Annotated in this window: 25 protein-coding genes, 1 other RNA gene and 1 pseudogene; 21 read left to right on the plus strand and 6 right to left on the minus strand. The window is 40.7% G+C overall.

What is annotated here, in order from left to right:
• The first annotated feature begins 4 nt into the window (after positions 1 to 4).
• From aceF to BQ7314_RS10290, 11 genes are all read left to right on the plus strand, one after another.
• The gene (gene aceF, locus BQ7314_RS10240; protein ID WP_174483600.1) at positions 5 to 1612 is read left to right on the plus strand and encodes a dihydrolipoyllysine-residue acetyltransferase; all 1608 of its coding nucleotides are present in this window, start codon (positions 5 to 7) and stop codon (positions 1610 to 1612) included.
• Positions 1613 to 1625: 13 nt separating this feature from the next.
• Positions 1626 to 3038 (plus strand): dihydrolipoyl dehydrogenase, encoded by a 1413-nt coding sequence (gene lpdA, locus BQ7314_RS10245; RefSeq protein WP_174483601.1) that lies wholly within the window; start codon positions 1626 to 1628, stop codon positions 3036 to 3038.
• A 161-nt stretch (positions 3039 to 3199) separates the two neighbouring features.
• The gene (gene mltB / locus BQ7314_RS10250; protein ID WP_174483602.1) at positions 3200 to 4192 is read left to right on the plus strand and encodes a lytic murein transglycosylase B; all 993 of its coding nucleotides are present in this window, start codon (positions 3200 to 3202) and stop codon (positions 4190 to 4192) included.
• Positions 4185 to 4976, plus strand: a complete 792-nt coding sequence (locus BQ7314_RS10255) for a septal ring lytic transglycosylase RlpA family protein (protein WP_174483603.1) — start codon at positions 4185 to 4187, stop codon at positions 4974 to 4976. Before mltB ends, BQ7314_RS10255 begins: the two co-directional genes overlap by 8 nt.
• A gap of 92 nt (positions 4977 to 5068) precedes the next feature.
• Positions 5069 to 6247 carry a D-alanyl-D-alanine carboxypeptidase family protein gene (locus BQ7314_RS10260; RefSeq protein WP_174483604.1) on the plus strand — a complete coding sequence of 393 codons (1179 nt, stop codon included), beginning with the start codon at positions 5069 to 5071 and terminating at the stop codon, positions 6245 to 6247.
• Positions 6247 to 7086, plus strand: coding sequence for a D-amino acid aminotransferase (locus BQ7314_RS10265; RefSeq protein WP_174483605.1), 840 nt, complete (start codon positions 6247 to 6249; stop codon positions 7084 to 7086). The genes BQ7314_RS10260 and BQ7314_RS10265 overlap by 1 nt, the downstream gene beginning before the upstream one ends.
• Positions 7083 to 7355 (plus strand): YbeD family protein, encoded by a 273-nt coding sequence (locus tag BQ7314_RS10270; RefSeq protein WP_174483606.1) that lies wholly within the window; start codon positions 7083 to 7085, stop codon positions 7353 to 7355. The genes BQ7314_RS10265 and BQ7314_RS10270 overlap by 4 nt, the downstream gene beginning before the upstream one ends.
• 14 nt (positions 7356 to 7369) lie before the next feature.
• Positions 7370 to 7873 carry a 2-thiouracil desulfurase family protein gene (locus tag BQ7314_RS10275; protein ID WP_174483607.1) on the plus strand — a complete coding sequence of 168 codons (504 nt, stop codon included), beginning with the start codon at positions 7370 to 7372 and terminating at the stop codon, positions 7871 to 7873.
• Complete coding sequence (gene lipB / locus BQ7314_RS10280; protein WP_174483608.1) at positions 7863 to 8480, plus strand: lipoyl(octanoyl) transferase LipB; 618 nt, start codon at positions 7863 to 7865, stop codon at positions 8478 to 8480. Before BQ7314_RS10275 ends, lipB begins: the two co-directional genes overlap by 11 nt.
• 79 nt (positions 8481 to 8559) lie before the next feature.
• Positions 8560 to 9543 carry a lipoyl synthase gene (gene lipA, locus BQ7314_RS10285; protein WP_174483609.1) on the plus strand — a complete coding sequence of 328 codons (984 nt, stop codon included), beginning with the start codon at positions 8560 to 8562 and terminating at the stop codon, positions 9541 to 9543.
• Positions 9544 to 9609: 66 nt separating this feature from the next.
• Positions 9610 to 11190 carry an IS66 family transposase gene (locus BQ7314_RS10290; protein ID WP_245394970.1) on the plus strand — a complete coding sequence of 527 codons (1581 nt, stop codon included), beginning with the start codon at positions 9610 to 9612 and terminating at the stop codon, positions 11188 to 11190.
• Here the strand turns inward: BQ7314_RS10290 and BQ7314_RS10295 are convergent.
• From BQ7314_RS10295 to rsmI, 5 genes and pseudogenes are all read right to left on the minus strand, one after another.
• Complete coding sequence (locus BQ7314_RS10295) at positions 11152 to 11955, minus strand: efflux RND transporter periplasmic adaptor subunit (RefSeq protein WP_174483610.1); 804 nt, start codon at positions 11953 to 11955, stop codon at positions 11152 to 11154. The genes BQ7314_RS10290 and BQ7314_RS10295 overlap by 39 nt on opposite strands.
• A gap of 57 nt (positions 11956 to 12012) precedes the next feature.
• Complete coding sequence (locus tag BQ7314_RS10300) at positions 12013 to 12453, minus strand: TolC family protein (protein WP_174483611.1); 441 nt, start codon at positions 12451 to 12453, stop codon at positions 12013 to 12015.
• Between the two features lie 181 nt (positions 12454 to 12634).
• Positions 12635 to 13191, minus strand: a pseudogene (locus BQ7314_RS10305) (cyclic nucleotide-binding domain-containing protein).
• Between the two features lie 164 nt (positions 13192 to 13355).
• Positions 13356 to 13728, minus strand: an RNA gene (gene rnpB / locus BQ7314_RS10310) — RNase P RNA component class A.
• A gap of 32 nt (positions 13729 to 13760) precedes the next feature.
• Positions 13761 to 14621, minus strand: a complete 861-nt coding sequence (rsmI, locus tag BQ7314_RS10315; protein WP_174483612.1) for a 16S rRNA (cytidine(1402)-2'-O)-methyltransferase — start codon at positions 14619 to 14621, stop codon at positions 13761 to 13763.
• Between the two features lie 282 nt (positions 14622 to 14903).
• On the opposite strand from rsmI, the gene BQ7314_RS10320 reads away from it, so the two are divergent.
• The 10 genes from BQ7314_RS10320 to BQ7314_RS10365 all read left to right on the plus strand — a co-directional run bounded on the left by BQ7314_RS10320 (position 14904) and on the right by BQ7314_RS10365 (position 24649).
• Positions 14904 to 16835: a penicillin-binding protein activator gene (locus BQ7314_RS10320; protein ID WP_174483613.1), complete on the plus strand. Its 1932-nt coding sequence runs from the start codon at positions 14904 to 14906 to the stop codon at positions 16833 to 16835.
• Positions 16825 to 17175 (plus strand): YraN family protein, encoded by a 351-nt coding sequence (locus BQ7314_RS10325; RefSeq protein WP_174483614.1) that lies wholly within the window; start codon positions 16825 to 16827, stop codon positions 17173 to 17175. The genes BQ7314_RS10320 and BQ7314_RS10325 overlap by 11 nt, the downstream gene beginning before the upstream one ends.
• Before the next feature lie 3 nt (positions 17176 to 17178).
• Positions 17179 to 17775 carry a D-sedoheptulose-7-phosphate isomerase gene (locus tag BQ7314_RS10330; RefSeq protein WP_174483615.1) on the plus strand — a complete coding sequence of 199 codons (597 nt, stop codon included), beginning with the start codon at positions 17179 to 17181 and terminating at the stop codon, positions 17773 to 17775.
• Positions 17772 to 18365, plus strand: a complete 594-nt coding sequence (locus BQ7314_RS10335; protein WP_174483616.1) for a BON domain-containing protein — start codon at positions 17772 to 17774, stop codon at positions 18363 to 18365. Before BQ7314_RS10330 ends, BQ7314_RS10335 begins: the two co-directional genes overlap by 4 nt.
• Positions 18366 to 18643: 278 nt before the next feature.
• Positions 18644 to 19285 carry a 3-hexulose-6-phosphate synthase gene (gene hxlA / locus BQ7314_RS10340; protein ID WP_174483617.1) on the plus strand — a complete coding sequence of 214 codons (642 nt, stop codon included), beginning with the start codon at positions 18644 to 18646 and terminating at the stop codon, positions 19283 to 19285.
• Positions 19286 to 19297: 12 nt separating this feature from the next.
• Positions 19298 to 19831 (plus strand): 6-phospho-3-hexuloisomerase, encoded by a 534-nt coding sequence (gene hxlB / locus BQ7314_RS10345; protein WP_174483618.1) that lies wholly within the window; start codon positions 19298 to 19300, stop codon positions 19829 to 19831.
• Between the two features lie 122 nt (positions 19832 to 19953).
• Positions 19954 to 21939 (plus strand): transketolase, encoded by a 1986-nt coding sequence (gene tkt, locus BQ7314_RS10350; protein WP_174483619.1) that lies wholly within the window; start codon positions 19954 to 19956, stop codon positions 21937 to 21939.
• Between the two features lie 108 nt (positions 21940 to 22047).
• Positions 22048 to 22752: a hypothetical protein gene (locus tag BQ7314_RS10355; RefSeq protein ID WP_174483620.1), complete on the plus strand. Its 705-nt coding sequence runs from the start codon at positions 22048 to 22050 to the stop codon at positions 22750 to 22752.
• A 2-nt stretch (positions 22753 to 22754) separates the two neighbouring features.
• Positions 22755 to 23375 (plus strand): hypothetical protein, encoded by a 621-nt coding sequence (locus BQ7314_RS10360; protein WP_174483621.1) that lies wholly within the window; start codon positions 22755 to 22757, stop codon positions 23373 to 23375.
• A gap of 290 nt (positions 23376 to 23665) precedes the next feature.
• A complete protein-coding gene (locus tag BQ7314_RS10365) occupies positions 23666 to 24649 on the plus strand; it encodes a transaldolase (protein ID WP_174483622.1) in 984 nt (327 codons plus the stop codon).
• 219 nt (positions 24650 to 24868) lie between these two features.
• Here the strand turns inward: BQ7314_RS10365 and metG are convergent, their stop codons facing one another.
• Complete coding sequence (gene metG / locus BQ7314_RS10370; protein ID WP_174483623.1) at positions 24869 to 26887, minus strand: methionine--tRNA ligase; 2019 nt, start codon at positions 26885 to 26887, stop codon at positions 24869 to 24871.
• Positions 26888 to 26941: the final 54 nt, after the last annotated feature.

The following is a 26941-nucleotide window of genomic DNA, read 5'->3' on the forward strand; positions in this document are numbered from 1 at the left end:
AATTATGACGCTATTAACAGAAATGAAAGTGCCTGATGTCGGTGATGTGCATGATATTGATGTCATTGAGGTTTTGGTTAAAGTGGGAGATGTAGTTGAAGAAGAGCAAACGGTTGCTGTTTTAGAGACTGATAAAGCCAGTATGGATTTACCCGCTATTGCGGCAGGTGTTGTTAAGCAAGTCCATATTAGCGTAGGTGATAAAGTCAATGAAGGTTCTTTAGTGATAACTATTGAGCCAAGTTCGGCTAAAGTGGCAGCCTCTGATACAGAAGAAGCTGCCATTGCTACACCAGAAGCGAAAGTTGCAACTCAGGTAGCCGAGAGTGCCCCAGTCGCAACGGCTTCTATGGCAAGTATTGTGGACGTTGTTGTACCTGATGTTGGAGATGTACACGATATTGATGTTATTGAAGTATTAATTCAAGTCGGTGATGTTGTTACTACAGAGCAAACTTTAGCTGTATTAGAAACGGACAAAGCCAGCATGGATTTACCTTCTACGCATGATGGCGTAGTTAAAGAAGTACTGGTTAAGGTTGGGGATAAAGTCAATAAGGGCGATTTAATTGCTCGCTTAGAAGCACAGGTTAAAGCAGAGCCTATTGCTGCTGAGCCAGCCATAGTGGAGTCTCCTGTAACGGTTGCGGCTCCTGTTTCTGAGCCGAAAAAATCTGCTACAGTAGCAGCGCCTGTAGCAAGTACTTCAGGTAAGCTCGCTCATGCCTCACCTAGTGTGCGCTTGTTTGCTCGTGAGCTGGGTGTGGATATTAGCCAAATAACTCAAGGGAGTGGGCGTAAAGGTCGTATTTTAAAAGACGATGTAAAAAAATTCGTTAAACAGGCTATGGCTTCTGGCGGAGCTACACAAGGCGGTGCAGGTATTCCACCGATTCCTGCAGTCGATTTTAGTAAGTTTGGCGTAGTGGAAGAGCAGAAACTGAGTAAAATTAAACGTCTAACTGGCAAGAATTTAAGCCGTGTTTGGTTGAATTTGCCGCTAGTGACCTATCATGACGAGGCGGATATTACTGAAATGGAAGCCTTCCGTAAGGCACTAAATTCAGATAAATCTGCGGATATTAAAGTCACTGGGCTGATATTTATTGTTAAAGCTTTGGTTGCCGCGATGCAGAAATTTCCTACGGTGAACAGTTCTTTATCGCCTGATGGTGAGTCTTTAATTCTGAAGCAATATTTTAATGTTGGGATTGCCGTTGATACGCCAAATGGCTTGGTTGTGCCTGTGTTAAAAGATGTTGATAAAAAAGGTATTGCAGAATTAACTAACGATTTAAATAGTCTCAGCCAAAAAGCACGTGATGGTAAATTATTACCTGCTGATATGAGTGGTGGTTGTATTACTATTTCTAGCTTAGGTGGTATTGGTGGTAAAGCATTTACGCCGATTGTAAATGCACCTGAAGTCGCTATTTTAGGGGTGACACGCTCAGAAATGAAACCCGTTTGGAATGGTTCTGAATTTGAACCTAAATTAATGTTACCGTTGGATTTAACCTACGATCACCGTGTGATTGATGGTGCCGAAGGTGCGCGCTTTATGGCGACATTGATTAACTACCTCAGCGACATTCGTCGCTTGTTACTGTAACCGGGGCAATAAAATGACAGATGTTATACACGCAGAAGTTTTAGTTCTTGGTGGCGGCCCTGGTGGTTATACCGCTGCTTTTCGTGCCGCTGACTTAGGTAAGCAAGTGGTTTTAGTGGAAAAATACCCCGTATTAGGCGGTGTTTGTTTAAATGTTGGTTGTATCCCATCGAAAGCTTTATTACATGTTGCGCAAATTGTGCATGAGGCTGAACATTTTAAGCAACATGGCTTAAATTTTAGCAAACCAGAGTTTGATTTAGATAAAATTAGAAGCTGGAAAGAGGGGATTACCAGTACTTTAAATGGTGGTTTGGCACGCTTAGCTAAGCAACGTAAAGTTACGGTTGTACAAGGGTTGGGAAAGTTTACTTCAGCTAATGCATTAGAGGTCACGAGCTCGGCAGGTACGCAACAAATTACTTTTGATAATGCCATTATTGCGGCAGGTTCTATGGCAACAAAAATCCCGCCTTTTCCCAATGATGATCCGCGTTTAATGGATTCAACTGATGCGTTGAATATCGAAGATGTACCGAAGAAATTATTAGTCGTTGGTGGCGGTATTATTGGTTTAGAAATGGCGACGGTTTATCATGCGTTGGGTTCTGAAATTAGTGTTGTTGAGCTAATGGATCAGATTATTCCTGGCTGTGATAAAGATTTAGTTACGCCATTGCATCGACATATTAAAAAGCAATACAAGAATATTTGGTTAAAAACTAAAGTTGAAAGTATTGTTGCGCAAGATGACGGTTTATTAGTAACGTTTGGCGGTGACAAAGCCCCTGAGCCAGAGTTATTTGATAAAGTTTTAGTCGCGGTTGGACGTAAACCGAATGGTACTTTAATTGACGCTGATAAAGCGGGTGTAAAGGTAGATGAATGGGGCTTTATTCCTGTCGATAAGCAGCAAAAAACTAATGTGCCGCATATCTATGCGATTGGCGATATTGTCGGTCAACCGATGTTAGCGCATAAAGCTGTTTACGAAGGTAAGATTGCAGCTGAAGTTACAGCTGGTCATAAATCTGGCTTTGATGCTTTAACTATTCCATCCGTTGCTTATACTGATCCAGAAGTTGCATGGATGGGCTTGACCGAAAATGAAGCTAAAAAACAAGGAATTGCTTATGCAAAAGGGGCATTTCCTTGGGCTGCAAGTGGGCGTTCATTAAGTTTAAGTCGTAATGAAGGTTTAACTAAAATGCTTTGTGATCCTGAAACGGGGCAGATTTTAGGCGCTGGAATGGTAGGGCCGAATGCCGGTGAATTGGTGGCGGAGGCAGTATTAGCTTTAGAAATGGGAGCTGATGCTGAAGATGTTGGTTTAACTATTCATGCCCATCCGACTTTATCAGAAACCTTTGCTTTTGCAGCTGAAATGGTAACGGGGACGATTACTGATCTGTATGTGAAAAAATAGTCGTAGGTCGGCTTAAATTATCTAGCAGAGTGCAGATAACGTAAGCCGATATTTTTTATGTCATATTTTCTGGTCTTAGATTTTTTGGTGGCAGCAAATAATCTAATTTAATCTTCCTGTAAGAAGCCTTTATTTACTTTTATTAGCCCTCTACAATCATTATGCACAAGCTGTTAATTGCTAGTCTCATTTTTTTATCCACAGTGATAAGTCCTTTAGCGCAGGCAGAGATAGATGACCAGGTCGCCGTGCAGAAATTTACTGGCAAAATGGTGGATCAACATCAGTTTGCAGCCGATGCATTAGCTAAATTATTTAAATCTGTAGAAATCAAGCCTAATATCATTGCAGCCATGACTAGGCCAGCAGAAGGTATGCCATGGTATAAATATAGAAAAATATTTATGCGTGATTCGCGCATTCAAGGTGGTGTTAAATTTTGGCAAAAGAATCAAGCTAGTTTAAAGCTAACTGCACAGCGTTATGGCGTTCCTGAAGAGATTATTGTTGCCATTATTGGTGTCGAAACATTGTATGGTGAGCGTACTGGTGGGCATCGAGTGATAGATGCTTTAGCGACGTTGGCGTTTGATTACCCTAAGCGTAGTAAATTTTTCTTAAGTGAGTTAGAGCAGTTTTTATTATTATGCCGTGAAGAGAAAATAAATCCACTAGAGCCAATGGGGTCTTATGCGGGCGCGATGGGGATGCCGCAGTTTATGCCTAGCAGTTATCGCCATTATGCGGTTGATTTTGAAGGTGATATGAAGCGTGATATTTGGCATAACCCAGCGGATACTATTGCTAGTGTGGCGAATTATTTTGCCAAACATCACTGGCAAACAGGGCAAGATATTGCTTTTGTTGTACAGGCAAATGGAGATAAATATAAGCAAGCATTAACTAAAGGCTTGAGCCCTAATATGACGGTTAAGCAATTGCAAAACTTAGGAGTGCAAGTGCCTAAGCAGGTAGCTGCTCAAGAGCGCGTCAGGCTGTTAAGTTTTGAGCAAGAACATGGGGATGATTTATGGATTGGATTGAATAACTTTTATGTTATTACTCGTTATAATCATAGCCCGCTTTATGCCATGGCTGTCTTCCAACTTAGTGCGGTAATTAAGCAGCAATATAGGTTGGCTAGTCATGGGTAAGTTTATTTTATTATTAAATCTTAGCTTATTGATTGCTTGTACAACTCAGGAAAAAATTGTCGTACCTATTGATATTGTTGATGGACGACCTGATCAAGTCAGTGTTGATATAGCAACGATACCTGATGCAGTGCCTCAGTATGAGCCTTGGTCTAAATCTGTTAATCCTAAAAAATATATGGTGCTCGGTAAAGAGTATCAGGTATTATCAACAAATAAAGGCTATATGAAGCAAGGCATTGCTTCCTGGTATGGTACTAAATTTCATCAGCGCAAGACGGCAACAGGTGAAGATTATGATATGTTTGCCATGACTGCGGCGCATAAAACCTTGCCCATTCCAAGCTATGTGCGTGTGACTAATTTAGATAACCAGCAAACAGTGATTGTGAGAGTTAATGATCGTGGGCCTTTTCATGAGCATAGAATTATTGATTTGTCTTATGCGGCGGCGGTTAAGCTTGGTTTAGAAAAAGCCGGTACTGGGTTTGTTGAAGTTGTTGCAGTTCAGGCGGGTGAGGTAAGTGGCACTGTGCCTTCTGCTCAAGCTAAGCATGTCTATTTGCAGATAGGTGCTTTTTCTGAACAGAAAAATGCATTGAATTTACAACATCGGTTTGCTGAATTACGTTTAACTACGAGTAGAATTGTCAGTGCGCAAACTCGGGAGCGCAGTGTTTATAAAGTACAAGTCGGCCCGGTAGCTTCAGTGATTGAGGCTGATGAAATTATTGAAAAAATAAAAAATTTAGGTATATATAAAAGTCATTTTATTTCGGATTAAGCATTTGAAATAATAGTAATGACCTCATAGTATACAGTCTCAATAGCGCAGTTTACCCAGCGCTTTTTCCTTATTGTTTAAATTCTTTGCTTATGTTTTTGAAAATACCTATTAATTATCCATTCGCTTTGAAAATTGCTCTATTGGCTTTTTTCTGTCTCCCATTTACGCAAATTAATGCAGAAACTGAGATTCTTATTCCTGCGCCTCCGAGACTGGCGGCAAGCAGTTATATTTTGTTAGATGCTGATAGTCAACGTGTTTTAGCTGAAAAAAATGCCGATGAGGTTTTACCGCCTGCCAGCTTGACTAAGATTATGACTGTTTATATTGCTTTTCGTGAGTTAAAGAATAATCGCTTAAGTCTCGATGAAATGGTGACTGTCAGTGAAAAGGCCTGGCGTACTCCTGGCTCTAAAATGTTTATTGAAGTGAATAAACAAGTCAAAGTAGAGGATTTACTTAAGGGAATTGTGATTCAATCAGGTAACGATGCCAGTGTTGCTATTGCAGAGCATATTGCGGGGGATGAGAGAACTTTCGCAGAAATGATGAACCAGCAAGCACGAAGATTAGGTATGAGTAGTACCCACTTTGCAAATTCGACAGGATTACCAGCACCTAATGAGCATTATACGACGGCACGAGACCTTGCTTTGCTGACGCGTGCATTAATTCGTGAGTTTCCTGAATATTATCGTTGGGATAAAGAAAAAGAATTTACTTTTAATAATATTACGCAAAAAAATCGTAATACTTTATTGTGGCGTGATGAGTCTGTTGATGGGGTAAAAACAGGGCATACTGAAGCGGCCGGATATTGTTTAGTTGCATCCGCGAAGCGTGAAGATATGCGTTTAATTTCTGTGGTTTTAGGAACTAAGAGTAAAAGTGCCCGTGCTAATGAAAGTCAGACCCTATTGAATTACGGTTTCCGTTTCTTTGAAACACATAAGCTTTATGATGCAAATACGATTTTAACAACGGCTAGAGTTTGGAAAGGTGCGAGTGAGGTTGTTAATTTAGGTTTAGCGGATGATATGTATGTCACTATCTCCAGACGTCATTACAAGGAAATGAAGGCGACAACGCATGTTGATTTAAAATTATTAGCACCCATCAAAGTAGGTGATAACCTAGGGACAGTTAATGTTATGTTGCGCGATAAAATAATTACTTCTCAGCCGTTGATTGCACTAAATGCTATTGAAAAAGGGAGTTTTTTTCAACGTGCGTATGATTCTGCTTTAATGTTAATAAAGTTAAGATAATGCATGAGAAAAATGTTTATTTAAATGGCGAATATCTACCTCTAGCTGAAGCAAAGATTTCGGTATTGGATCGTGGTTTTTTGTTTGGCGATAGCGTGTATGAAGTTATTCCTGCTTATAGGGGGAACTTATTTTGTTTTGCTATGCATTTGCAGCGTTTAAATGATGGCTTAAAAGCAATACGCTTGCCGATCTCTTATACGACAGAGCAATGGCTAGATATTTTGCAACCTTTGTTAATTGAAGGTGATGCTCAATATATTTATCTGCAAATTACCCGCGGCGTTGCTGATAAAAGAGACCATAGTTTTCCGTTAAGTTGTACACCCACTATATTTGCTATGTGCAATCCAATTATGCCGGTTCTAGGGGAGCAGGGTGTACAAGCAATTACCTTGGATGATGTGCGCTGGAAATTATGTCATATTAAAGCAACTACTTTATTGGCTAATATTTTATTGCGCCAAAAAGCGGTAGATGAAGGTGCTGCAGAAGCTATTTTGATTAACGAGGGTTATGCTACTGAAGGAGCTGCCAGTAATATTTTTGTGGTCATTGATGGCGTATTAATTACCCCACCCAAAACGAATGAAATTCTCTCAGGTATTACGCGTGATGTGATTATTCATTTAGCAAAAGCTAATCATATCCCCGTTACAGAGGATGTTATTTCATTAGAGGCTTTGCAGCAGGCAAGTGAGGTTTGGTTGACTAGTTCAACCCGGGAAATTTTGCCAGTAACTATTTTAGATCATGAGCCTATAGGCAATGGTCAGGTAGGTCCTGTATGGCAAGCTATGAATGGATTGTTTCAAGAATATAAGCAGGTTGTTGTATGACAGAGCTAGAACACGATACGCCCTTTGAGTTTCCTTGTCAGTTTCCTATTAAAGCAATGGGTAAAAATATACCTAATATAGAGGCTATTGTCTTTGAAATTGTACAGCGCCATGTGGATGATTTAAGCGAATCCGCTGTGAAAACACGTGAGAGTAAAGGCGGTAAATATATTTCTGTAACGGTAACGGTTGAAGCTCAAAGTAAAGCGCAGCTCGATGCGGTTTATATGGATTTGACTGCGTGCACTGATATCTTGATAACAATGTAATTTTATGTTTTTGTGTGGCCAATAAGAAATTAATTGCAGTGAGCGCTTGTCTTTTGGGGTACAAAGTCAGGTATGATGGTGAGCATCAAACTAATGAAAAGATTCAATCTTTATCTGAGTTTTTTGAGTTATTGCCAGTATGTCCTGAAATGGAAATAGGCTTAGGTGTGCCACGGGAAAAGATAGCACTATATCAGCAGGGCTTGATGACTCGCTTACTAATCTGTGGTGATAAGGGTAGTATTGACTTAACTGAAAAAATGCAGGTTTATGCGCAAAATTTTCTTAAAGTGCATAATTTAGCCGGTATGATTCTAAAAGATAAATCTCCCAGCTGCGGTGTCGATAATTGTAAGCAATGGCTGGCAACGGGCGAGGTGAATAGTACAGGTACGGGAATTTTTGCTGCAACTGTTATGCGCTTAGCGCCTGAATTACCTATGCTACAGAGTCATCTTGCTGAACAACAAAGCGAACTTCATGCATTTATTAATCAAGTGAAGTGTTATGGATATTAAACTGCGTCGCTTAGGTCGGCAAGCGTATCAAAGCTGTTGGCAGGCTATGCAGGATTTTACTTTATCCAGAGATCACAGCACTGCTGATGAAATATGGATTGTTGAGCATGATCCTGTTTTTACTCAAGGTTTAAACGGTAAGCCTGAGCACTTATTGCGGGCTTCTGATATACCACTAGTCAATACCGATAGAGGCGGGCAAGTGACCTATCATGCACCTGGGCAATTAGTCGTTTATACTTTAATTGATATTCAGCGGCGGCAGTTAGGCGTGCGTCAGTTGGTGAGTGTTTTAGAGCAAGCTATGGTTGATGCGCTTGCGCAGTATGGCCTGCAATCTGAGGCAAAGCGTAATGCTCCCGGTGTTTATATCGCAGGTGAGAAAATTGGTTCGGTTGGCTTGCGTATTAAAAAAGGTTCGAGCTATCATGGTTTGAGTCTTAATAACTGTATGGATTTATCTCCTTTTAGCTATATTAATCCTTGTGGCTACCAAGGTTTGAAAGTAACTCAGTTAGTTGATCAAGGAGTACGTATCAACACTTTCGAACTGGCACTACCTGTCGTCCATTCTATTATTCAAGCTTTAGATTCATCAGCTTGCTAATGTTTTTGTGGTCTTTTATTGCGTTTAAGCAGTGTACTTTAAAGTTTAAACGTCAAGCAATTTATCGGTAACACTATTTATGTCATCTATTCAAGCGCCTTCACGTGGCACTCCAGAAACACATCAGCGTAATGCGGAAAAGCTAGCAAGAATTCCTATTAAAGTCGAGAAAGCAGAGACGGTTTTACGTAAGCCAGAATGGATTCGTATTAAATTAACGACGAATGAAGATATTACCCATATAAAGCAGACCTTACGTAAAAATAAATTACATAGTGTTTGTGAAGAAGCGGCATGTCCTAATTTAAACGAATGCTTTAGTTTAGGTACGGCGACTTTTATGATTATGGGTGATATATGTACACGGCGCTGCCCTTTTTGTGATGTAGCTCATGGCAAGCCTTTACAATTAGATGCTGATGAGCCGCTTAATCTGGCTAAAACTATTAAAGAGTTGGCGCTTAAATATGTGGTTATTACTTCGGTGGATCGCGATGATTTACGAGATGGTGGTGCGGGACATTTTTCCGCTTGTGTAACAGCCATTCGAGAGCAGTCCCCGCAAACTAAAATAGAAGTTTTAGTGCCAGACTTTAGAGGGCGTGTGCAATGTGCATTAGATATTTTACAGGAGACGCCTGTGGATGTGTTTAACCATAACCTAGAAACCATTCCAAGGCTGTATAAGCAGGCGAGACCGGGAGCTGACTATCAGCAGTCTTTAGATTTATTGCTGGCTTATCATAAGGTCTTGCCCTATGTGCCGACAAAATCTGGGTTGATGCTGGGCATAGGTGAAACACAAGAAGAGGTGCTTGAGGTTATGCGTGATTTACGTGCCCACCATTGCTCAGTTCTAACTTTGGGTCAATATTTACAACCTAGTATTGAGCATTTAGCAGTGCAGCGTTATATTACGCCAGCAGAATTTGATGAATATGCTATTTTAGCTAAAGATTTAGGTTTTAAGCAGGTTGCTAGCGGACCGATGGTGCGTTCTTCATACCATGCTGATGAGCAGGCACGTGAATTGTTGGAAATGGGTCTAACAGTAGGCAGTTAGACCAGCCTTTAGTAACTTCTCATTATCCACAGGCAATTATTTAAAAGTTGTTTTACAATATATTCTATGAACTCGCCTAAACCGAAACTGCCAGAGATAAATGAAGAAGATCGCACGCCGCTAGTGGATGTGCTGTTGGAAGTGCTTGCCTGGCAACAAAAGCAGATTGATAAGTTAGAGCAAGAAATACTCAAACTAAAAGGCGAAACCACAAAGCCAGACATTAAACCCAGCTCAATGGATAAAGGCGGGAGCTCAGAAAATGATGCCCCCTCTTCAAAAAAGAAAAAAGGACCGAGGCGCAGTAAAAAAGGGAATCTAATCATAGATGAAACCCACATTATTCAGCCAGATGAAATTCCAAAGGGTTCACGTTTTAAAGGCTATCAGGAGCGTGTTATTCAGGATATTACCTTTCAAACTCACAACGTGTGTTATCGTTTGGCAGAATATACAACCCCAGAAGGGCTTACGATTGTAGGTCAGCTTCCCGATGGCATTCAGGGAGGTAGCTTTGGTAAAAACCTGATTGCCTTTATTCTCTATCAATACCATCATCAGCATGTCACACAACCCTTGCTCCTGGAACAGATTCGAGATTTAGGTGTTGATATTTCGAGCGGCAAGCTCAGTCATATACTCACAGAGGATCTGGATGATTTTCATGCTGAAAAAGATGAATTACTGAGGACGGGGTTATCCGTTTCTCAATATATTCATACCGATGATACGGGCGCACGGCATAAAGGGGAAAATGGCTATTGCACCCACATTGGCAACGAATTTTTTGCCTGGTTCAGTAGTACAGAAAGTAAAAGCAGAATTAACTTTTTAAACTGTCTCTCACAAGGTAAAACAACGCTTTATACCTTGAATACAGGTGCCATTGAGTATATGGCACAAAACAAGCTCCCCGTTGCCCTATTAGCGATACTGGAAAATATCAGTGTCCGTATTAACACAGCATCCGACTGGTGCGAATGGATGGATCAGCAAGGCATTGTTAAACCTCGGCACAGAAAAATAGTCACGGAAGGGGCTTTGATGGGAGGACTGCTAGACCAAGGCATTCCCTCTGACTTTTCAATCATCAGTGATGATGCCGGACAGTTTAATGTCTTTGACCATGCCTTGTGCTGGATTCATGCCGAACGCGTGATTAATCGTCTCATTCCTTTAAATGATGATCACGTCAAGGCGGTCGGTGAGGCACGAGAACAGCTCTGGTCGATTTACCATGACCTGAAGGCTTATAAATTGAACCCTGTCACCGAACAGGCGGACAGTATCAGGCAACATTTTCAAACCTTATGTAGCACCAAAACCTGCTACGAAACGCTTAATCAGGCTCTCAAACGGATGGGGGAAAATCAACATGAACTCCTCCGTGTACTCGATAAACCCTACCTCCCGCTTCATAATAATTTAAGTGAACGGGACATAAGGGATTACGTTAAAAAACGAAAAATCAGTGGAAGCACCCGAAGTGATGCAGGACGGAAAGCCAGAGATACTTTTGCCAGTCTAAAAAAGACCTGTCGAAAGCATGACTTATCATTTTGGGATTATTTGAAAGATCGCTTATTGGGTATAGGCGATATTCCTCCGTTATCGGAAGTCATCCGTGCGGCCGCTGCCTGTGGATAATGAGAAGTTACCAATTTCAGCGGTAAAGTGTTGATCTAGTGTTTCTATTTTTACGGAGACTTGATCGCCTAGATGAATATGGCGGGCACAGTGAGTGGGTACTGCAGCTTCTAAGCGTAAGGCAGAGGCATTATGCATGGCGACGATAGGTGCCCCCGCAAGCCCCATATCACCGGGTTGTTTTAAACGCTGCACAATGGTGCCATCAAAGGGCGCTTTAAGTATGGTGTCGGCGTAACTGATTTTACTTTCTTTTAAAGTACTTTTAGCGGCAGCAACTTGGGCTTTAGCTATTTGATATTGAGCTATGATATGGTCATAGCTTTCTTTGGTTGCTGCTTCTTTAGCATATAGATTTTTGATTCGCTGAGCGTCTGCAGCTGCGCGTTTGGCGTTGGCCTGAGCGGCGGATAATGCAGCTTGAGCACTGCGTTCATGACTGCGCTGTGCTTCTGGATCAAGGCGTGCAATAACATCACCTTTTAGGACTTGGTCGCCTGCTTTAACTTTAATGGATACGATACGCGCGGTAATACGGGGGGCAATATTGATTTCAGATCTTGATTTAACCGTACCGGGCCAAGAGAAGCTATCATTCAGCACCTGTCGTTGAACTTGTGCGGTTTGCGTGTTGTTATCTATAGTCGGCTTATTTAATGCTGTGTTGCCTGGGGGCGTTTTTTCAGTTCCTATAATACCTAACATAAAAAGTAATATGAGTATTAAACCAAGAATAGAAAGAGAGAGTGCGATAATTTTTTTCATAGCGATTAAGTAGGTTAGTCGTCGTTTTTGTGTAAAACCAAGCTGTAATGACTTGAATTATTCCCCAATTCCGGTTACGCGTTGTAAAACGGCATAAGCGCGAAGGGTGTCGAAACGGGAGGCGATAGCCCTAGCATCTGCTTGGTCGCGTGCAACTTCAGCTTCGATATAGCGTGTCACCGTAGCAGTGCCTGCCTGAAATTGTGCTGTGACTAAACGAAAGGCTTCATTTGCTGCAGTAACAGAGGTAGCGGAGACTTTATATCGTTGTAACGCTTCAGCTAATGCAAGGTAGCTAGTATTTACTTCCTGGTTGATTTGTAAGCGGATTTTTCTGGCGTTGAGCCGTGCTTCTTCTAGCCGTCTTTCCGCCTGCTTGATGCGCTGCTCGGTACCAAAACCAGAAAATAGATCTAATTCCAGTGAAATGCCAGTGGAAATATTATCCTGATTTGAGTTAATTGAGCCGTCCTGACTGTTAGCACCATAAGTACTCATGAAAAATTAATTTAACTAAAAGTGTATAATAAGAATCCCATTATTTTAATCCCCATGGTTTTTGATATCGGAAGTCATCCGTGCGGCCGCTGCCTGTGGATAATGAGAAGTTACAGCCTTTACTGGTAAATGTTGGGTTAGGTATACTACTTTTTTAGTTGGGGTGGGGAATGCAATTGGTTTAGCGAGTACCAAATACGACGATAGTTTTACCATGGGCTGAAATAAGCTCTTTATCTTCCATTTCTTTTAGAACGCGACCGACCATTTCTCTAGAGCAGCCAACAATACGGCCAATTTCTTGGCGGGTGATATGTAGTTGCATGCCGTCGGGGTGGGTGATCGCGTCAGGCTCTTTAGTCAAGTCTAGTAATGCTCGGGCAATACGCCCCTCAACTGCCATAAACGCTAAGTCGCAATATTTCCTGCTAGTGATTAGTAGCCAATTTCTGCTAACTTACAAGGTGTGCGTGTTCTGACGGTTACTTGTCGAGTTTCTGCGCCTTTAAATATACCTATTTCACCAATAAATTCATTTTTATTGACATAAGCTAAGATTAGCTCATGTCCGTCACCATCTTCAGCGCAAATGCTGACCGAGCCTTCGATAATAAAATGCAAACAATCCCCCAAGTCGCCAGGACGAATAAACGTTGTTTTAGCGGGGTAGCTGCGTACGTGACATAAGTGAAGTAAAGCGAGAATTGCGCTGTTGTTAGATGTTGTTGTGGGTATCATAGGTAATGAGTTTCTTAGCTAGTGAAAGCGGTTTTAGAGGTCGGAATAAAGCCGGCTGAGTCCAATGCTTTTTATTAATAGATCTGCCTTGTATTTGCCTTATTCTTGTGTCTATGAACCGAAAGATAAACCTTTGTTGGGATTAACCTATTTCGACTCGATAAAAGTAGAGTTGGTCGATAAGCCGGGTTTTGTCGTGGACAGTCATTCATCTAGGCCATAAGTCACCTTATGGCTCAAGCAATCTACCCAGGAGCCCCGCGGGCCACGAGTCAGCTCCTCTATTTGATCTTGCTCCAGGTAGGGTTTACCATGCCGCTTCTGTTACCAGTCGCGCGGTGCGCTCTTACCGCACCATTTCACCCTTACCCCTCACCTACAACCTATGATTCTAGGTGAGGGGCGGTTTATTTTCTGTTGCACTTTCCGTGGGCTCACACCCCCCAGGAGTTATCTGGTACCTTGCCCTTTGGAGCCCGGACTTTCCTCTGTTTTACTTGTATTGCAAAGTAAAAAAGCGACTGCCTGACCAACTCTGGGTTTATTATAGCTGAATTGTGACGAAGTCGTTATTTTTGATTGTTTGATGATAATTCTAAGGCTGTTTGATAGAGTAGTTTTTTACGTGCTCCGGTGATTTCTACGGCCAAGCTGACGGCTGTTTTTATGGTGCATTCTTGTAGTAAGGCTTTAAGCGTTTTTAGTTGTTGTTCAGTTAATCCTTCTTCTTTTTTATCGATAACAGCGCCAGTTATCATGACGACGAACTCGCCACGACGCATATTGTTATCTGTCTCGATAAGCGTGCGCATATCTTGTAAGCTGGACTTTATAATGGTCTCATGCATTTTGGTTATTTCGCGTGCAATTGCAATGATGCGGTCGGGTGGAAGTACGCTCGCTAAATCGTTCATGCAGTCTGCAATGCGATGACATGACTCATAGAACACCCATGTTTCGGTACTATTCTTTTTTTCGTTAAATAAATTACGCCGTGCGCTGGAAGTGCGCGGAATAAAACCTAGAAAAGAAAATTGAGTAACAGGAAGGCCAGATGTTGATAATGCCGCTATTAGGGCGCAAGCTCCAGGAATGGGCGCTACTGTAATGTTGGATGCATGGGCTAAAGCAACTAAAGGCATGCCCGGGTCGCTAATTAAAGGAGTGCCTGCATCAGAAATAATAGCGATAGATATGCCTTGTTGGATTTTCTCGATTATTCCTTGTGCTGCATGATCTTCATTGTGTTGATGTAGCGCAATACAATGTGTTGTAATGCCATGGTGTTGTAATAATGTCCGAGCGTGTCGGGTATCCTCTGCGCAGATAAGGTCAACTTGCTGTAGTGTTTCGATAGCTCTTAGACTGAAGTCGGCTAAATTACCAATAGGGGTTGCGACAACATATAACGTGCCATATTGATCGGGCATTTTAAAATCCTAGGGTATAAGTGAAATATAACTTTATAGTATCATTACTATAGTCTTTAGGTTTCAATAATGGAGATAGATTATCTATAGTTTTTACTTAGTAAAGGTAGTCGGCTATGATGGTGAGGTATAGCATATTGCCATTAAGTTAAGCGAGTTAGTGTAGGTATTTGAAGGGTTAAGCGCACCGCTTGAGTGTGTGTTTTTCATTAGCATGCCCTCTTATTAGTCTTAACTTAATGGCAGTGAGAATATGTTAGGGATATTTTAGGCGTGTTATTTATGAAGCAATATATTGAGCTAAGTTTGATTTTATGTGTGGTCTTGATGACTAGTTGTAGTTCCTTGTCTAAAGGGAACCGGGCGTTAGACTTAGGCTCACAAAGCATTAGTCAACAAGCAGATCAATTGTACGCTATAGGAGAGTATAAAAAAGCAGCTAGCCTATATCAGAGCTTGGCGAAACGACCATCTAGGCAACAAAATATTTTTCGATTAAAAACGGCGTTTGCTTTATTTAAAAGTGGCTTTGATGGGCAAGCAAAAGTTTACGTAGAGTCAATCAGGCCGGCTGATTTGAGTTTAGAGTGGCGTAACCAGTTGTATTTACTGCATGCGCAAATAGATTTAAGTGCGGGGAATGCCGAGCTAGCAATTAACCAGCTGCAGTTAATTCAGCCTTTTGCACTGACTAGAAATAAGCAGCTTGAATATCGTCGTGCGCGTGCATTTGCTTTTGCATTAACGGGTCAGCTAGAGGCAAGTGCGCGTGAGCGAATTATCTTGGGTGATTATCTGCTTGGTGATGAAAAAACTCAAAATAGTATCTCTATTTTAGAGGTGCTGAGCCTATTGCCTGTTCATGTGCAGGAGCGTCAGCTAAACTTGCAAAAATATGATATTTATTCGGGCTGGGTTGAGCTAGCGAGCATTATGCGTAAATTCAATAAAGGCTCGTTGGGGTTTAATCTGGCACTAGATGACTGGATGCAGAAATATACGCAGCACCCAGGACGGTCGCTAATTGCATCGGGCTATTTTTCCTCTGCTATAGTCAATATTCAGGATATTAATGAAATTGCAGTTTTTTTGCCGGAATCAGGTCCTTATGTTACTCATGCGCAAGCAGTCAAAGAAGGTATTATGGCGGCTTATTACCAGCACCAGCTAGATGCGCAGCGTCCTAATTTGCATTTTTATGACACTCAAAGTAAAGATATTGTTGCGCTTTATCACGAGGCTATTGCGGATGGTGCGCAGTTGGTTATAGGCCCGCTTAATAAACAGCTTATTGGCCAGTTAGCAGCGGGGGTAACGTTCTCTGTGCCTGTTTTGGCCTTGAATTATGTAGAGGACTTGTTTAAGGTGAATTTGTATCAGTTCGCATTAAGCCCTCTTGATGAAGTGCAGCAGGTGACTAACCAAGCACGGTTTGAAGGGCATGAAAATGCCATAATTCTTACCCCGAATACAGTGGAAGGTGAGCGCTTGGCTACCTATTTTAAAAACGCATGGAATGATTTGGAGGGGAATATACTGGACATTCAGACTTTTGCACGGAATGCGAAAGATTTTAGCCTTCCAGTAAAGCAGTTGCTAAATATAAATGAAAGTCAGTACCGTATTCAGATGTTATCTAAGCTTGTTACAAATATTGAATCTAATCCTTATCGACGGCAAGATATCGACGTTATATTTATGATTGCACCCAGTAAGGTGGCGCGTTTAATTAATCCGCAATTTTATCATAATCGTGCAGCGTCGGTTGCTGTCTATGGTTTATCAAGAGTCTATAGTGGGCAGGCTGCGCCAAGAAAAGATATAGATCTGGAAGGGGTTGAGTTCTGTAGTATTCCTTGGTTATTTGACCAGGCTTACCAAGGTGATTTAGATAAACGCACGTTGCAAAAGACATGGGAGCAATTTCCACGTAGTTTTCTAAGTTTAATAGCGTTTGGTATAGATGCGTATAATGTAGTTCCGCACCTTAATAAGCTCGATTCAATACAGTATCAAGGCGCGACTGGAGGATTGTCCTTAAATGCAGTTAACCGAATTGAACGGCGTTTAATATGTGCTAAATTTAAGCAAGGAGAGGTGTCGTTGATTGATACTGCTGAGAATATACCCGTTGATTTTAAAGATAGTATCCCTGAGTTATTGCTAGAGAGAGGTTTGTTTGTAAAGCCTGAAGAAGGGTTGAGTGCGTACTAAGATAACATCAATAGATAAAGGAGAGCTGTACGAAGATCGGGCTTTGACTTTTCTTTTGCAGCAAGGGCAAGTCTTAGTGGGGCGTAATTACCGGTGTAAGTGGGGTGAGCTGGATTTACTTATGGATGAACAGGGAGTTCTGGTTATTGTTGAAGTCAGGTATCGAAAAAATGATCGTTATGGTAGTGCTTTAGAGAGTATTACCGCGGCTAAGCAAGCGCGTATTATTGCGGCAACAAAGCATTATATCGTGGCAAAAAAAATTGATCAGCCAATTAGGTTTGATGTTGTAGCAATTACGGGAGATACTTCTCCGCAATGGATAAAAAATGCATTTTAAAATATGAGTCTGCAAGAAAATATAAACCATCAGATTACAGAAAGTATTCAAACGCAACAACTTATTTTGAGTGAGTTGGCCGAGTTAATCGAATTTGCTGCGCAGCAAATTGTTAATGCCTTGCTAGCAGATAAAAAAATATTGAGTTGTGGTAATGGTGCGTCAGTTGCAAATGCCCAGCATTTTGCATCAATAATGGTTAATCGCTATGAGCGAGAAAGGCCATCGTTGCCTGCAATCTCACTGGTAAATGATGTGCAAATGATCACAGCAATCGCAAGCACTCAGCATTACGATGACATATTTGCTAAGCAATTACGAGCTTTAGGGCAAGCGTCTGATGTATTGTTGCTTTATAGTGCTGAGGAGAGTAGCCTGAACCTTGTTAGGTTAATTAATGCTGCACATGATAAAAAAATGACAGTAATATTGCTTGACGGGGAAAATGAAAGTTCTTTGTCTGCTCTATTGCATGAGTTCGATGTATGTCTTTGTGTGCCTAGCCAGTCAGTTGTAAGGATTCATGAGGCACACCTTTTGATTACACATTGCCTGTGTGATTTGATAGATACACAGTTATTTGGTAGCCAAATGTTATGAAATTAAGCCTCGTATTGTTTTTTATTTTCAGTTTAACTGGGTGCGGTAGCTTGGCTAATGGCCTTGCTGAGCTAACAGGGCTTTCATTTTTGCATGATAGACGTAGTAGCGCAGTTATTGCCTTGGATGAGAATATTGAAGATAGTGCAATTATTGAATTGCATGCTTTGGATGATGTAAAAGAGCATGCGCACTTTAATGTCACTTCGTATAATGGTAAGGTGTTAGTAACAGGTGAAGCTGAATCTGAAGCCATACGCGACAAAATAATTGCCAACATACGTATTATTTCTGGTGTAAAATTAGTACACAATGAAATGGTCATTGCTCCTATCTCAACTATGCAATCGCGCAGTGAAGATGCTTTAATAACTATTAAGGTTAAAGATGCATTAACGAAGATAAAGGGGAAGCCAGGCTTTGATGCGACGCGCGTTAAAGTTATTACGGAAAGAAAAGTAGTCTATTTGATGGGGATTGTGCATGAAGAAGAAGGGCTTGCTGCGGCAAAAGTGGTACAAAGCGTTCCTGGCATCAGTAAAATTGTGACTGTTTTTGAATACATTGATTACGCAAAAAAAAATAATTAAAGAAAAGGACAATTTCTTTTTTGCAATTGGAAAATCAATAAACCTTATCAAAATGGTGAGGTTAGTTGTTGTTAATTATAAGGATGTATGTGCAATTACTTGCGCAACTATAGGTTAAGAAAAGCTCAAAGAAGAGTGTGAACGGAATACGTAGGAAGTTTAGAATGGTTTAACTGACAGATTATGATTTGACATAAACCTGCTTTCTGATTTAAAGTTCCGTCCGCATAAAAAATAAAAGTATGTAACAAAATTATAACTAAATCGGAGTACATAACATGGCAACACCATTAATTCAAATGGCATTAGATTCTTTAGATTTCGACGCAACTGTTGCACTTGCTGAGCAAGTAGCTGACTCAATTGATATCTTCGAAATCGGTACACCATGTATCAAACACAATGGTATTAACTTAGTAAAAGAATTAAGAGCTAGATTTCCAAACAAATTATTACTAGTTGATCTTAAAACAATGGATGCTGGCGAATACGAAGCAACTCCTTTTTATGCTGCTGGTGCAGATATCTGTACAGTATTAGGTGTTTCAGGCTTGGCAACTTGTAAAGGTGTTATTGCTGCTGCAAATGCTCATGGCGCAGAAGCACAAATTGATTTAATCAATGTTGACGATAAAGCCGCATGTGCTCGTGCAACTGTTGAAGCGGGTGCGCAAATTGTTGGTGTACACACAGGCCTTGATGCTCAAGCCGCTGGTGACACTCCATTTAATGACTTAGCATTAATTGCTGATTTAGGGTTGAATGTACGTGTTTCTGTTGCAGGTGGTATTAACCAGTCTACTGTTCAAGATGTTGTTCGTGCTGGAGCAGATATCATTGTTGTTGGTGCAGCTATTTATGGCGCAGCATCTCCAACAGAAGCAGCACGTGAAATTCGTGAATTAGTTGACGCTGCATAAGGACGCAATATTATGCATCAACAACTTATCGTAGATAAATTATCCAGCATTCTTGAAGCAACTGATGACTCGTATGATGAAAAGTTGACGGCGATGCTTGATAAGGCAAATCGTATTTTTCTAGCAGGTGCTGGTCGTTCTAAACTTGTAGGTAACTTTTTTGCCATGAGGTTAGTACACAGCGGTTACGATGTTAGTGTTGTAGGTGAAATTGTCACGCCAAGCATTAAACAAGGTGATTTATTAATTATAATCTCAGGCTCCGGTGAGACTGAGCAGTTAGTTGCCTTTACCAAGAAAGCGAAAGATGTTGGCGCTGATATTATGTTGATCTCTGCTAGGAGCAATTCAACAATCGGCGATTTAGCTGATGCTGTGTTCCAGATTGGTACTCCTGAGATGTATGATAAAGTCAAAGGTATGCCTATGGGAACCGTATTTGAATTGTCAACTTTGTTATTTTTGGAATCGACTATTTCTCATATTATTCATGAGAAAGGTATCCCAGAAGAAATAATGAGAGAAAGACACGCTAACATGGAATAGAAACTAGACGAGTAGCTTTGCTACTCGTTTTTTTATTACTTGAACAAATCATAGAATAGACATGCTTTAACACATGTCTATTTTTACGTTTAATAACTTATAAAATAACTCAGGAGAAGAATATGTCTTCGCGTAGAGAACTTGCGAACGCCATACGCGCTTTGAGCATGGATGCTGTTCAAAAAGCAAAATCAGGTCATCCTGGTGCACCTATGGGTATGGCGGATATCGCCGAAGTATTATGGAATGACCACTTAAAGCATAACCCAGCAAACCCAGAATGGTCAGATCGTGATCGTTTCGTACTGTCTAATGGGCATGGGTCTATGTTAATTTATTCATTATTGCATTTGTCAGGTTACGACTTGCCTATGGATGAATTAAAAACATTCCGTCAATTACACTCAAAATGTGCAGGGCACCCTGAGTATGGTTATGCACCTGGTATTGAAACAACGACAGGTCCTCTAGGTCAAGGCATATCAAACGGCGTTGGTTTTGCAATGGCTGAAAAGTTATTGGCTAATGAATTTAACCGCCCAGGTCATGATATTGTTGACCATAATACGTATGTATTTATGGGTGATGGTTGTTTGATGGAAGGTATCTCTCATGAAGCTTGCTCTTTAGCAGGTACATGGGGCTTAGGTAACTTGATCGCATTCTGGGACGATAATAATATCTCTATTGATGGCCATATTGATGGCTGGTACACGGATGACACAGTAAAACGTTTTGAAGCGTATGGCTGGCATGTTATTTCGGTAGATGGGCATGATTCTGATTCTATTAATGCTGCTATTGTATTAGCTAAAGCTGAAAAAGACCGTCCATCACTGATTTGTTGTAAAACAATCATTGGTTTTGGTTCGCCAAATAAATCGGGTAGCCATGACTGTCATGGTGCTGCATTAGGTGATGAAGAAGTTGCATTAACTCGTAAAGAATTAGGTTGGACTTCTGCTCCTTTTGAAATTCCTGCTGATATTTATGCTGGTTGGGATGCTAAAGCTGCTGGCGCTGAAAAAGAATCTGCTTGGGACGCTAAATTTGCAGCTTATGCAAAAGAATTTCCAGAACTAGCAGCGGAATTCAAACGTCGTATGGCGAAAGAATTACCAGCAAACTGGAAAGAAGCAACCGATGCAATTATTGCTGAAACTAACGAAGCAGCAGCAAGCGTTGCATCTCGTAAAGCATCACAAAATGTTATTGCAGCATTAGCGCCTGTACTTCCTGAGTTTTTAGGTGGTTCTGCTGATTTAACCGGCTCTAACTTGACTAGCTGTGCAGACTTTAAGCACGTTAGCGGTAAAGAGCCAGGTAACTACATCTCTTACGGTGTGCGTGAATTTGGTATGTACGCTATCATGAATGGTATGGCTCTACACGGTGGTCTACTGCCATTCGGTGGAACATTTCATATGTTCTCTGATTATGCAAAAAGTGCATTTCGTATGGCTGCATTAATGAAAATTCGTACGATTGCAGTTTTAACTCATGACTCTATTGGTCAAGGTGAAGATGGCCCGACTCATCAGCCTATCGAAAATACCTCCGCAATGCGTTACATTCCAAATATGGATGTGTGGCGTCCAGCAGATTCTGTTGAGGTTGCGGTTGCATGGACGGCTGCTGTTGAGCGTTTAGATGGTCCATCTAGCTTAGTATTAAGTCGTCAAGGTATCCCTGGTCGTAAGCATGATGTTGCTGATTTCGCTGCTATGCGTAAAGGTGCATACGTTCTGTCTGAAGCTAAGGGTGATGCTCAAGTTATCTTAATTGCCACAGGGTCTGAAGTTGATTTAGCTGCTAAAGCTCAAGAAGCACTTGCTGCTGATGGTATCAATGCTCGCGTCGTTTCTATGCCTTCGACGAATGTATTTGATCGTCAAGACCAGGCTTATAAGGATAGTATTTTAATTCCTGGTGTTAAGCGTGTTGCGATTGAAGCAGGTGTTACTGGATTCTGGCGTAAATATGTTGGCTTAGAAGGTGGTGTTGTTGGCATCGATACATTTGGAGAGTCTGCGCCAGGTGGTGTATTGATGGAGCACTTTGGCTTCACAGTTGATAATGTTGTTAAAACTGTAAAAGAAGTTTTATAGTCTAAAAAACGTATAGAGGATATTTTTATCCTCATTTACGAATAGCCACTGATTAGTTATACTCTGTCAGTGGCTTCTTTCGTTTCTTACGACATATAGGTGAATTGCGTGAAAAAAAATAATATCAAAAAAGGCATATTTATTGCCTTATTCCTTGCAAGTCCTCTTGTAATGGCGGGAAATGACTATCCTGCATCGGATTTTCAACCCAAAGTTTTATTTCAAGATACAGACTATAAGCATGAAGGTTCTTCTTCGTCTAATAGTTCAGCGGCATCTTTAGGCGAAAAAACAAAGCCAGACGCTAATTATCCAGCAGCTGCTTTTCAGCCTGAAGTGCTTTATCACGATACAGAGTATAAGCATAAAAAAGCAGATATAAATAATGAGTCAATTACTTTAGCTGTTTGGGCAGACAAAGCAGAAGAAGAGGCTGCATCTGAGGCAGCAGCAGAAACAGAGTCTTCAATAAGTCCGCTGTTTGCTATCGTTGTTTTGGGAATTGCTGGGTTTTTATACTCTAAAAAATCTAAAGGAACAGCTAAAGGCTCGGCTAAATCTGGTGGCTTTTTTAGTAAGCGTAAAGCTAAATCAAGTAATGAAAGCAATGATGGTTTAACTGGAGTAGCTAAATACTTACAGAGCAAAGCCCCTAAACTATCTGGAGTAGCAAAATATTTAGAAGCAAACCAGCCAACACCTAAATCAAGTGTTGCTAAATATGTTGCTAAAAAAGTTGTAGAGCAGAAAAAAGCTGCGGCAAACAAAACCACAGGCGTAGAAAAGTATATGCGTAACCAGAACCGGGGGTAAGTATGTTTGGCTTTATATCAGATATTTTTTCCAGTAAAAAATCACCCACTCAAGCTATTTATCGTAGTGATGAAAGTGAAAGTACTCCTTCGGATGGACTGACTGGAGTCGCTAAGTATTTAAATGCGCACAGTACGGCAACTAGAGGGCCAAGTAGTGTTGATAAATACCTGCAAGGACAAGCGCAAACAAGTAGTGTCGCTAAGTATGTCGCAAGGCAAGCTATTGCAGCTAAACGAGCTAATAAAGCTAAAGCTACTGTCAAAGGTGCAACGGGTGTAGCTAAATACTTAGCGAATAATGTTGATGCGAAGCCAGTTAAGAGTGGTGTTTCTAAGTATTTAGCAACTCGTAAAGTAACAACCGTTAGTAGTGTGAGCAAGTATATGCTTAAGCGAGCATTAGAGGCTAAAAATAAGCCAGCAGTTGTTCGTAATAAGCCAACAAGTGTTGCCCAATATTTAGAGAACAGACCAAAGCATACAACCAGTAGCGTTGCTAAATATTTAGCAAAAAAAGTGAGTGCTGCAAAGCAAGTTGCTGTAGAAGCTATTGATGAAGTAGCTGAACCTGTTGTTACTTTAACAGGTGTTGAAAGGTACTTGAAGCAACAAGCAAGCTAGTTAAAGATTTACAAATATACTACCTTCAGCCTTGAATAGGCTAAAGGTAGTATATTTGTTATAATGTTCAAACTGGACTGCCAATTAAATCCACTTTCCTTAATTTTATTGCAATTAAGGAAAGTGGATTTATTGTTTACTCTGCCAATAGAAATGCGCATAGCTTAATTTTATGTACAAAAGCTAAATTTAGTTTAGTAGTGCTAGAATAAATTCTGGTGCGCTCCCTGATTTATCGACACAATAGTGTGTTGGTTTTTTTAATATTTAATTATAAAAGGTGTCAATATATGGCTAATTTATTAGATCAACTTAAAGCAGTAACTGTTGCTGTTGCTGATACAGGTGATATCGCTGCAATCGAAAAATTCACACCACGTGATGCCACAACGAACCCTTCGTTGATTACTGCAGCTGCTCAAATGCCTCAGTATCAGGCTATTGTGGATGATACTTTAAAAGGAGCTCGTGAAACTTTAGGGGCTACAGCATCGGATAAAGAGGTTGCTTCACTTGCCTTTGATCGTTTAGCGGTTTCTTTTGGGCTTAAAATTCTTGAAATTGTACCGGGTCGTGTTTCTACTGAAGTTGATGCCCGTCTTTCTTTTGATACAGATGCATCTATTGCTAAAGGCCGTGATTTAATTGAGCAGTATGAAGCCGCGGGTGTTAGCCGTGAACGTGTCTTAATTAAAGTTGCAGCGACTTGGGAAGGTATTCAGGCGGCTAAAGTTCTTGAAGAAGAAGGTATTCACACTAACTTGACATTGATTTTTGGTAAACATCAAGCAATTGCATGTGCGCAAAATGGAATTACCCTGATTTCTCCGTTTGTTGGTCGTATTCTTGATTGGTATAAAAAAGATACAGGTCGTGATTCTTACGAGCCAGCTGAAGATCCAGGTGTTGTTTCTGTTACTGAGATTTACAATTATTACAAAAAATTTGATTTTAAAACTGAAATTATGGGAGCAAGCTTCCGTAATATTGGTGAGATTATAGAGTTGGCAGGTTGTGATTTATTAACGATTGCACCTGCGTTATTATCTGAATTACAATCGACTGAAGGTGAGTTGGTTCGTAAATTAGATCCAGTTGCTGCTAAAGCAATGGATATTGAAGAAATCAATGTTGATAAAGCAACTTTTGATAAAATGCATGCGGTTGATCGTATGGCAACAGATAAGCTTGCTGAAGGTATTAAAGGTTTTGAAAAGGCAATCATTACTTTAGAAGAAATTTTATCTAAGCGTTTAGCTGAGTTAGAAGCTTAGTTTTTACTTTAAGTGATTAAGAAAAGGCCTACAATGTAGGCCTTTTTTTTGCCTGAAAGAAACGGATGTAAAATTGAGTTAGCTTCTAAGCTCCGCCCCCAATAATTTAGGCAATTATTGGGGGCGGGCCTTTAGCCTGTATTTTATAAGCAGTCTAAAATGCTAGCCCTAAAAGTTGTCGGTCTTATTTCATGTGTGTTTCTAAGAAGGAGCGAGTCATTACTTAACGCGCATTCCCGCAATAGCACCATCATCGGGGTGTAATACCCATAGGTCTGCACCACCAGGCCCGGCAGCTAATACCATGCCTTCAGACATGCCGAACTTCATTTTACGAGGTTTTAGGTTGGCAACAACAACGGTTAGCTTTCCCTCTAGGTCTTCGGGTTTGTAGGCGGATTTTATACCGGCAAAGATATTGAGTGATTCATCGCCTATATCTACTGTTAATTGTAGTAATTTATCTGCCCCCTTAACGTGTTCTGCTTTGACAATTTTAGCGATACGTAAATCAATTTTGGCAAAATCATCAAACTCTATTTCATCAGCAATAGGCTCAAATATTTTGGCTGGTGCTACAGCTGTTTTTTCTAGATTTTCTTTGGAGTCTTCAATAATAGCGGCAATTTTAGGGGCTTCTACACGGATCATTAAGGCTTTAAAAGCTTTAATTTCATGGCCAACTAATGGCTGTGCATTAGTTGGCCAGGGCTGACTTTGTATATTTAAAAAATCTTCACTTTCTGTTGCTAACTTTGGTAATACTGGCTTTAAATAAGCAACTAATAAGCGAAATAGGTTGATGCCCATTGAGCATATTTCATGTAGCTCTTGGTCTTTACCCTCTTCTTTAGCAATTAGCCAAGGTTTTTTCTCGTCAATATATTGGTTGGCTTTGTCTGCTAAGGTCATAATTTCTCGCATGGCTTTACCATACTCGCGTGTTTCGTATAACTCTGCGATGTTTTCACTGGCTAACGTGAATTGATGAAACAGCTCAGGTTCTGCGCATTGAGGGGATAATTGCCCAGCAAAGCGTTTTTTAATAAAACCGCTACAACGGCTGGCGATATTAACTACTTTACCTACTAAATCGGAGTTAACACGCTGTGTAAAGTCTTCAAAATTTAAGTCTATATCGTCAATGCCGGCACTTAATTTAGCGGCGAAATAGTAGCGTAGATATTCAGGGTCTAAATGATCTAAATAGGTGCGCGCCTTAATAAAAGTGCCGCGTGATTTAGACATTTTTTCACCATTAATCGTTAAGAACCCATGGGCAAAAACTGCGCTTGGTGTTCTAAATTTAGCACCGTGTAGCATTGCCGGCCAAAATAAGGCATGGAAATAAATAATATCTTTACCGATGAAATGGTATAACTCTGTTTTACTATCTGGAGCCCAAAATTCATTAAAATCTAAGTCAGTTTTAGAACATAGGTTCTTGAAACTTGCCATATAACCAACAGGGGCATCTAGCCAAACATAAAAATATTTGCCGGGAGCATCGGGTATTTCAAAGCCAAAATAAGGCGCATCACGTGAAATATCCCAGTCTTGTAGGCCATTTTCTAGCCATTCTGCTAATTTATTACTCACTTCTGGCTGAAGGTGTCCTTCCGAAGTTGTCCATGCTTTGAGCATGGCGTTAAAATCAGCCAATTTGAAGAAGTAATGTACAGATTCTTTTTCTATTGGTTTTTCACCTGAAACTGCGGATATTGCATTTTTCAATTCGATAGGTGAGTAAGTAGCACCACAGACTTCACAGCTATCACCATACTGATCTTTGGCATTACATTTAGGACAGTCGCCTTTAATAAAGCGATCTGGTAGGAACATTTCTTTAACGGGGTCATAAGCTTGGGTAATACTTCGTGAGCTGATATGTCCATCATCGCGCAAACGTTTATAGATTAAGCTGGAAAAATGTTTGTTTTCTTCTGAATGGGTGCTGTGATAATTATCAAACTCAATGCCAAACTCGGTAAAATCAGCTAAGTGTTCTTTGCCTACTTGAGCAATTAAATCTTCAGGCTCTATGCCTTCGCGGTCGGCTTTAAGCATAATAGGTGTGCCATGCGTATCGTCGGCGCAGATATAGTAGCATTCATTGCCGCGTTGCTTTTGAAAGCGTGACCAAATGTCAGTTTGAATATATTCAACTAAATGACCTAGGTGTATGGGGCCATTTGCATAGGGAAGGGCGCTGGTAATAAGAATTTTTCGATCTGACATAGATTAAGAAATGACTTGTAGTATGAGGCTAAAATAATAGCGTTATTATGGCAT

It is taken from the genome of methanotrophic endosymbiont of Bathymodiolus puteoserpentis (Logatchev) (genome assembly GCF_900128525.1).
Taxonomy (GTDB): Bacteria; Pseudomonadota; Gammaproteobacteria; order Methylococcales; family Methylomonadaceae; genus Methyloprofundus.

Excerpts from the sequence above, each read along its gene's own strand:
- rsmI (WP_174483612.1), bottom strand. The coding sequence starts at position 14,621 with ATGCCCGATCAATATGGCACGTTATATGTTGTCGCAACCCCTATTGGT.
- BQ7314_RS10255 (WP_174483603.1), top strand. The coding sequence starts at position 4,185 with ATGGGTAAGTTTATTTTATTATTAAATCTTAGCTTATTGATTGCTTGT.
- BQ7314_RS10330 (WP_174483615.1), top strand. The coding sequence starts at position 17,179 with ATGAGTCTGCAAGAAAATATAAACCATCAGATTACAGAAAGTATTCAA.
- BQ7314_RS10260 (WP_174483604.1), top strand. The coding sequence starts at position 5,069 with ATGTTTTTGAAAATACCTATTAATTATCCATTCGCTTTGAAAATTGCT.
- BQ7314_RS10290 (WP_245394970.1), top strand. The coding sequence starts at position 9,610 with ATGAACTCGCCTAAACCGAAACTGCCAGAGATAAATGAAGAAGATCGC.
- lipA (WP_174483609.1), top strand. The coding sequence starts at position 8,560 with ATGTCATCTATTCAAGCGCCTTCACGTGGCACTCCAGAAACACATCAG.
- BQ7314_RS10360 (WP_174483621.1), top strand. The coding sequence starts at position 22,755 with ATGTTTGGCTTTATATCAGATATTTTTTCCAGTAAAAAATCACCCACT.
- BQ7314_RS10300 (WP_174483611.1), bottom strand. The coding sequence starts at position 12,453 with ATGAGTACTTATGGTGCTAACAGTCAGGACGGCTCAATTAACTCAAAT.
- lpdA (WP_174483601.1), top strand. The coding sequence starts at position 1,626 with ATGACAGATGTTATACACGCAGAAGTTTTAGTTCTTGGTGGCGGCCCT.
- BQ7314_RS10270 (WP_174483606.1), top strand. The coding sequence starts at position 7,083 with ATGACAGAGCTAGAACACGATACGCCCTTTGAGTTTCCTTGTCAGTTT.
- tkt (WP_174483619.1), top strand. The coding sequence starts at position 19,954 with ATGTCTTCGCGTAGAGAACTTGCGAACGCCATACGCGCTTTGAGCATG.
- BQ7314_RS10265 (WP_174483605.1), top strand. The coding sequence starts at position 6,247 with ATGCATGAGAAAAATGTTTATTTAAATGGCGAATATCTACCTCTAGCT.
- hxlB (WP_174483618.1), top strand. The coding sequence starts at position 19,298 with ATGCATCAACAACTTATCGTAGATAAATTATCCAGCATTCTTGAAGCA.
- BQ7314_RS10365 (WP_174483622.1), top strand. The coding sequence starts at position 23,666 with ATGGCTAATTTATTAGATCAACTTAAAGCAGTAACTGTTGCTGTTGCT.
- BQ7314_RS10320 (WP_174483613.1), top strand. The coding sequence starts at position 14,904 with ATGAAGCAATATATTGAGCTAAGTTTGATTTTATGTGTGGTCTTGATG.
- BQ7314_RS10335 (WP_174483616.1), top strand. The coding sequence starts at position 17,772 with ATGAAATTAAGCCTCGTATTGTTTTTTATTTTCAGTTTAACTGGGTGC.
- hxlA (WP_174483617.1), top strand. The coding sequence starts at position 18,644 with ATGGCAACACCATTAATTCAAATGGCATTAGATTCTTTAGATTTCGAC.
- BQ7314_RS10295 (WP_174483610.1), bottom strand. The coding sequence starts at position 11,955 with ATGAAAAAAATTATCGCACTCTCTCTTTCTATTCTTGGTTTAATACTC.
- aceF (WP_174483600.1), top strand. The coding sequence starts at position 5 with ATGACGCTATTAACAGAAATGAAAGTGCCTGATGTCGGTGATGTGCAT.
- metG (WP_174483623.1), bottom strand. The coding sequence starts at position 26,887 with ATGTCAGATCGAAAAATTCTTATTACCAGCGCCCTTCCCTATGCAAAT.
- mltB (WP_174483602.1), top strand. The coding sequence starts at position 3,200 with ATGCACAAGCTGTTAATTGCTAGTCTCATTTTTTTATCCACAGTGATA.
- lipB (WP_174483608.1), top strand. The coding sequence starts at position 7,863 with ATGGATATTAAACTGCGTCGCTTAGGTCGGCAAGCGTATCAAAGCTGT.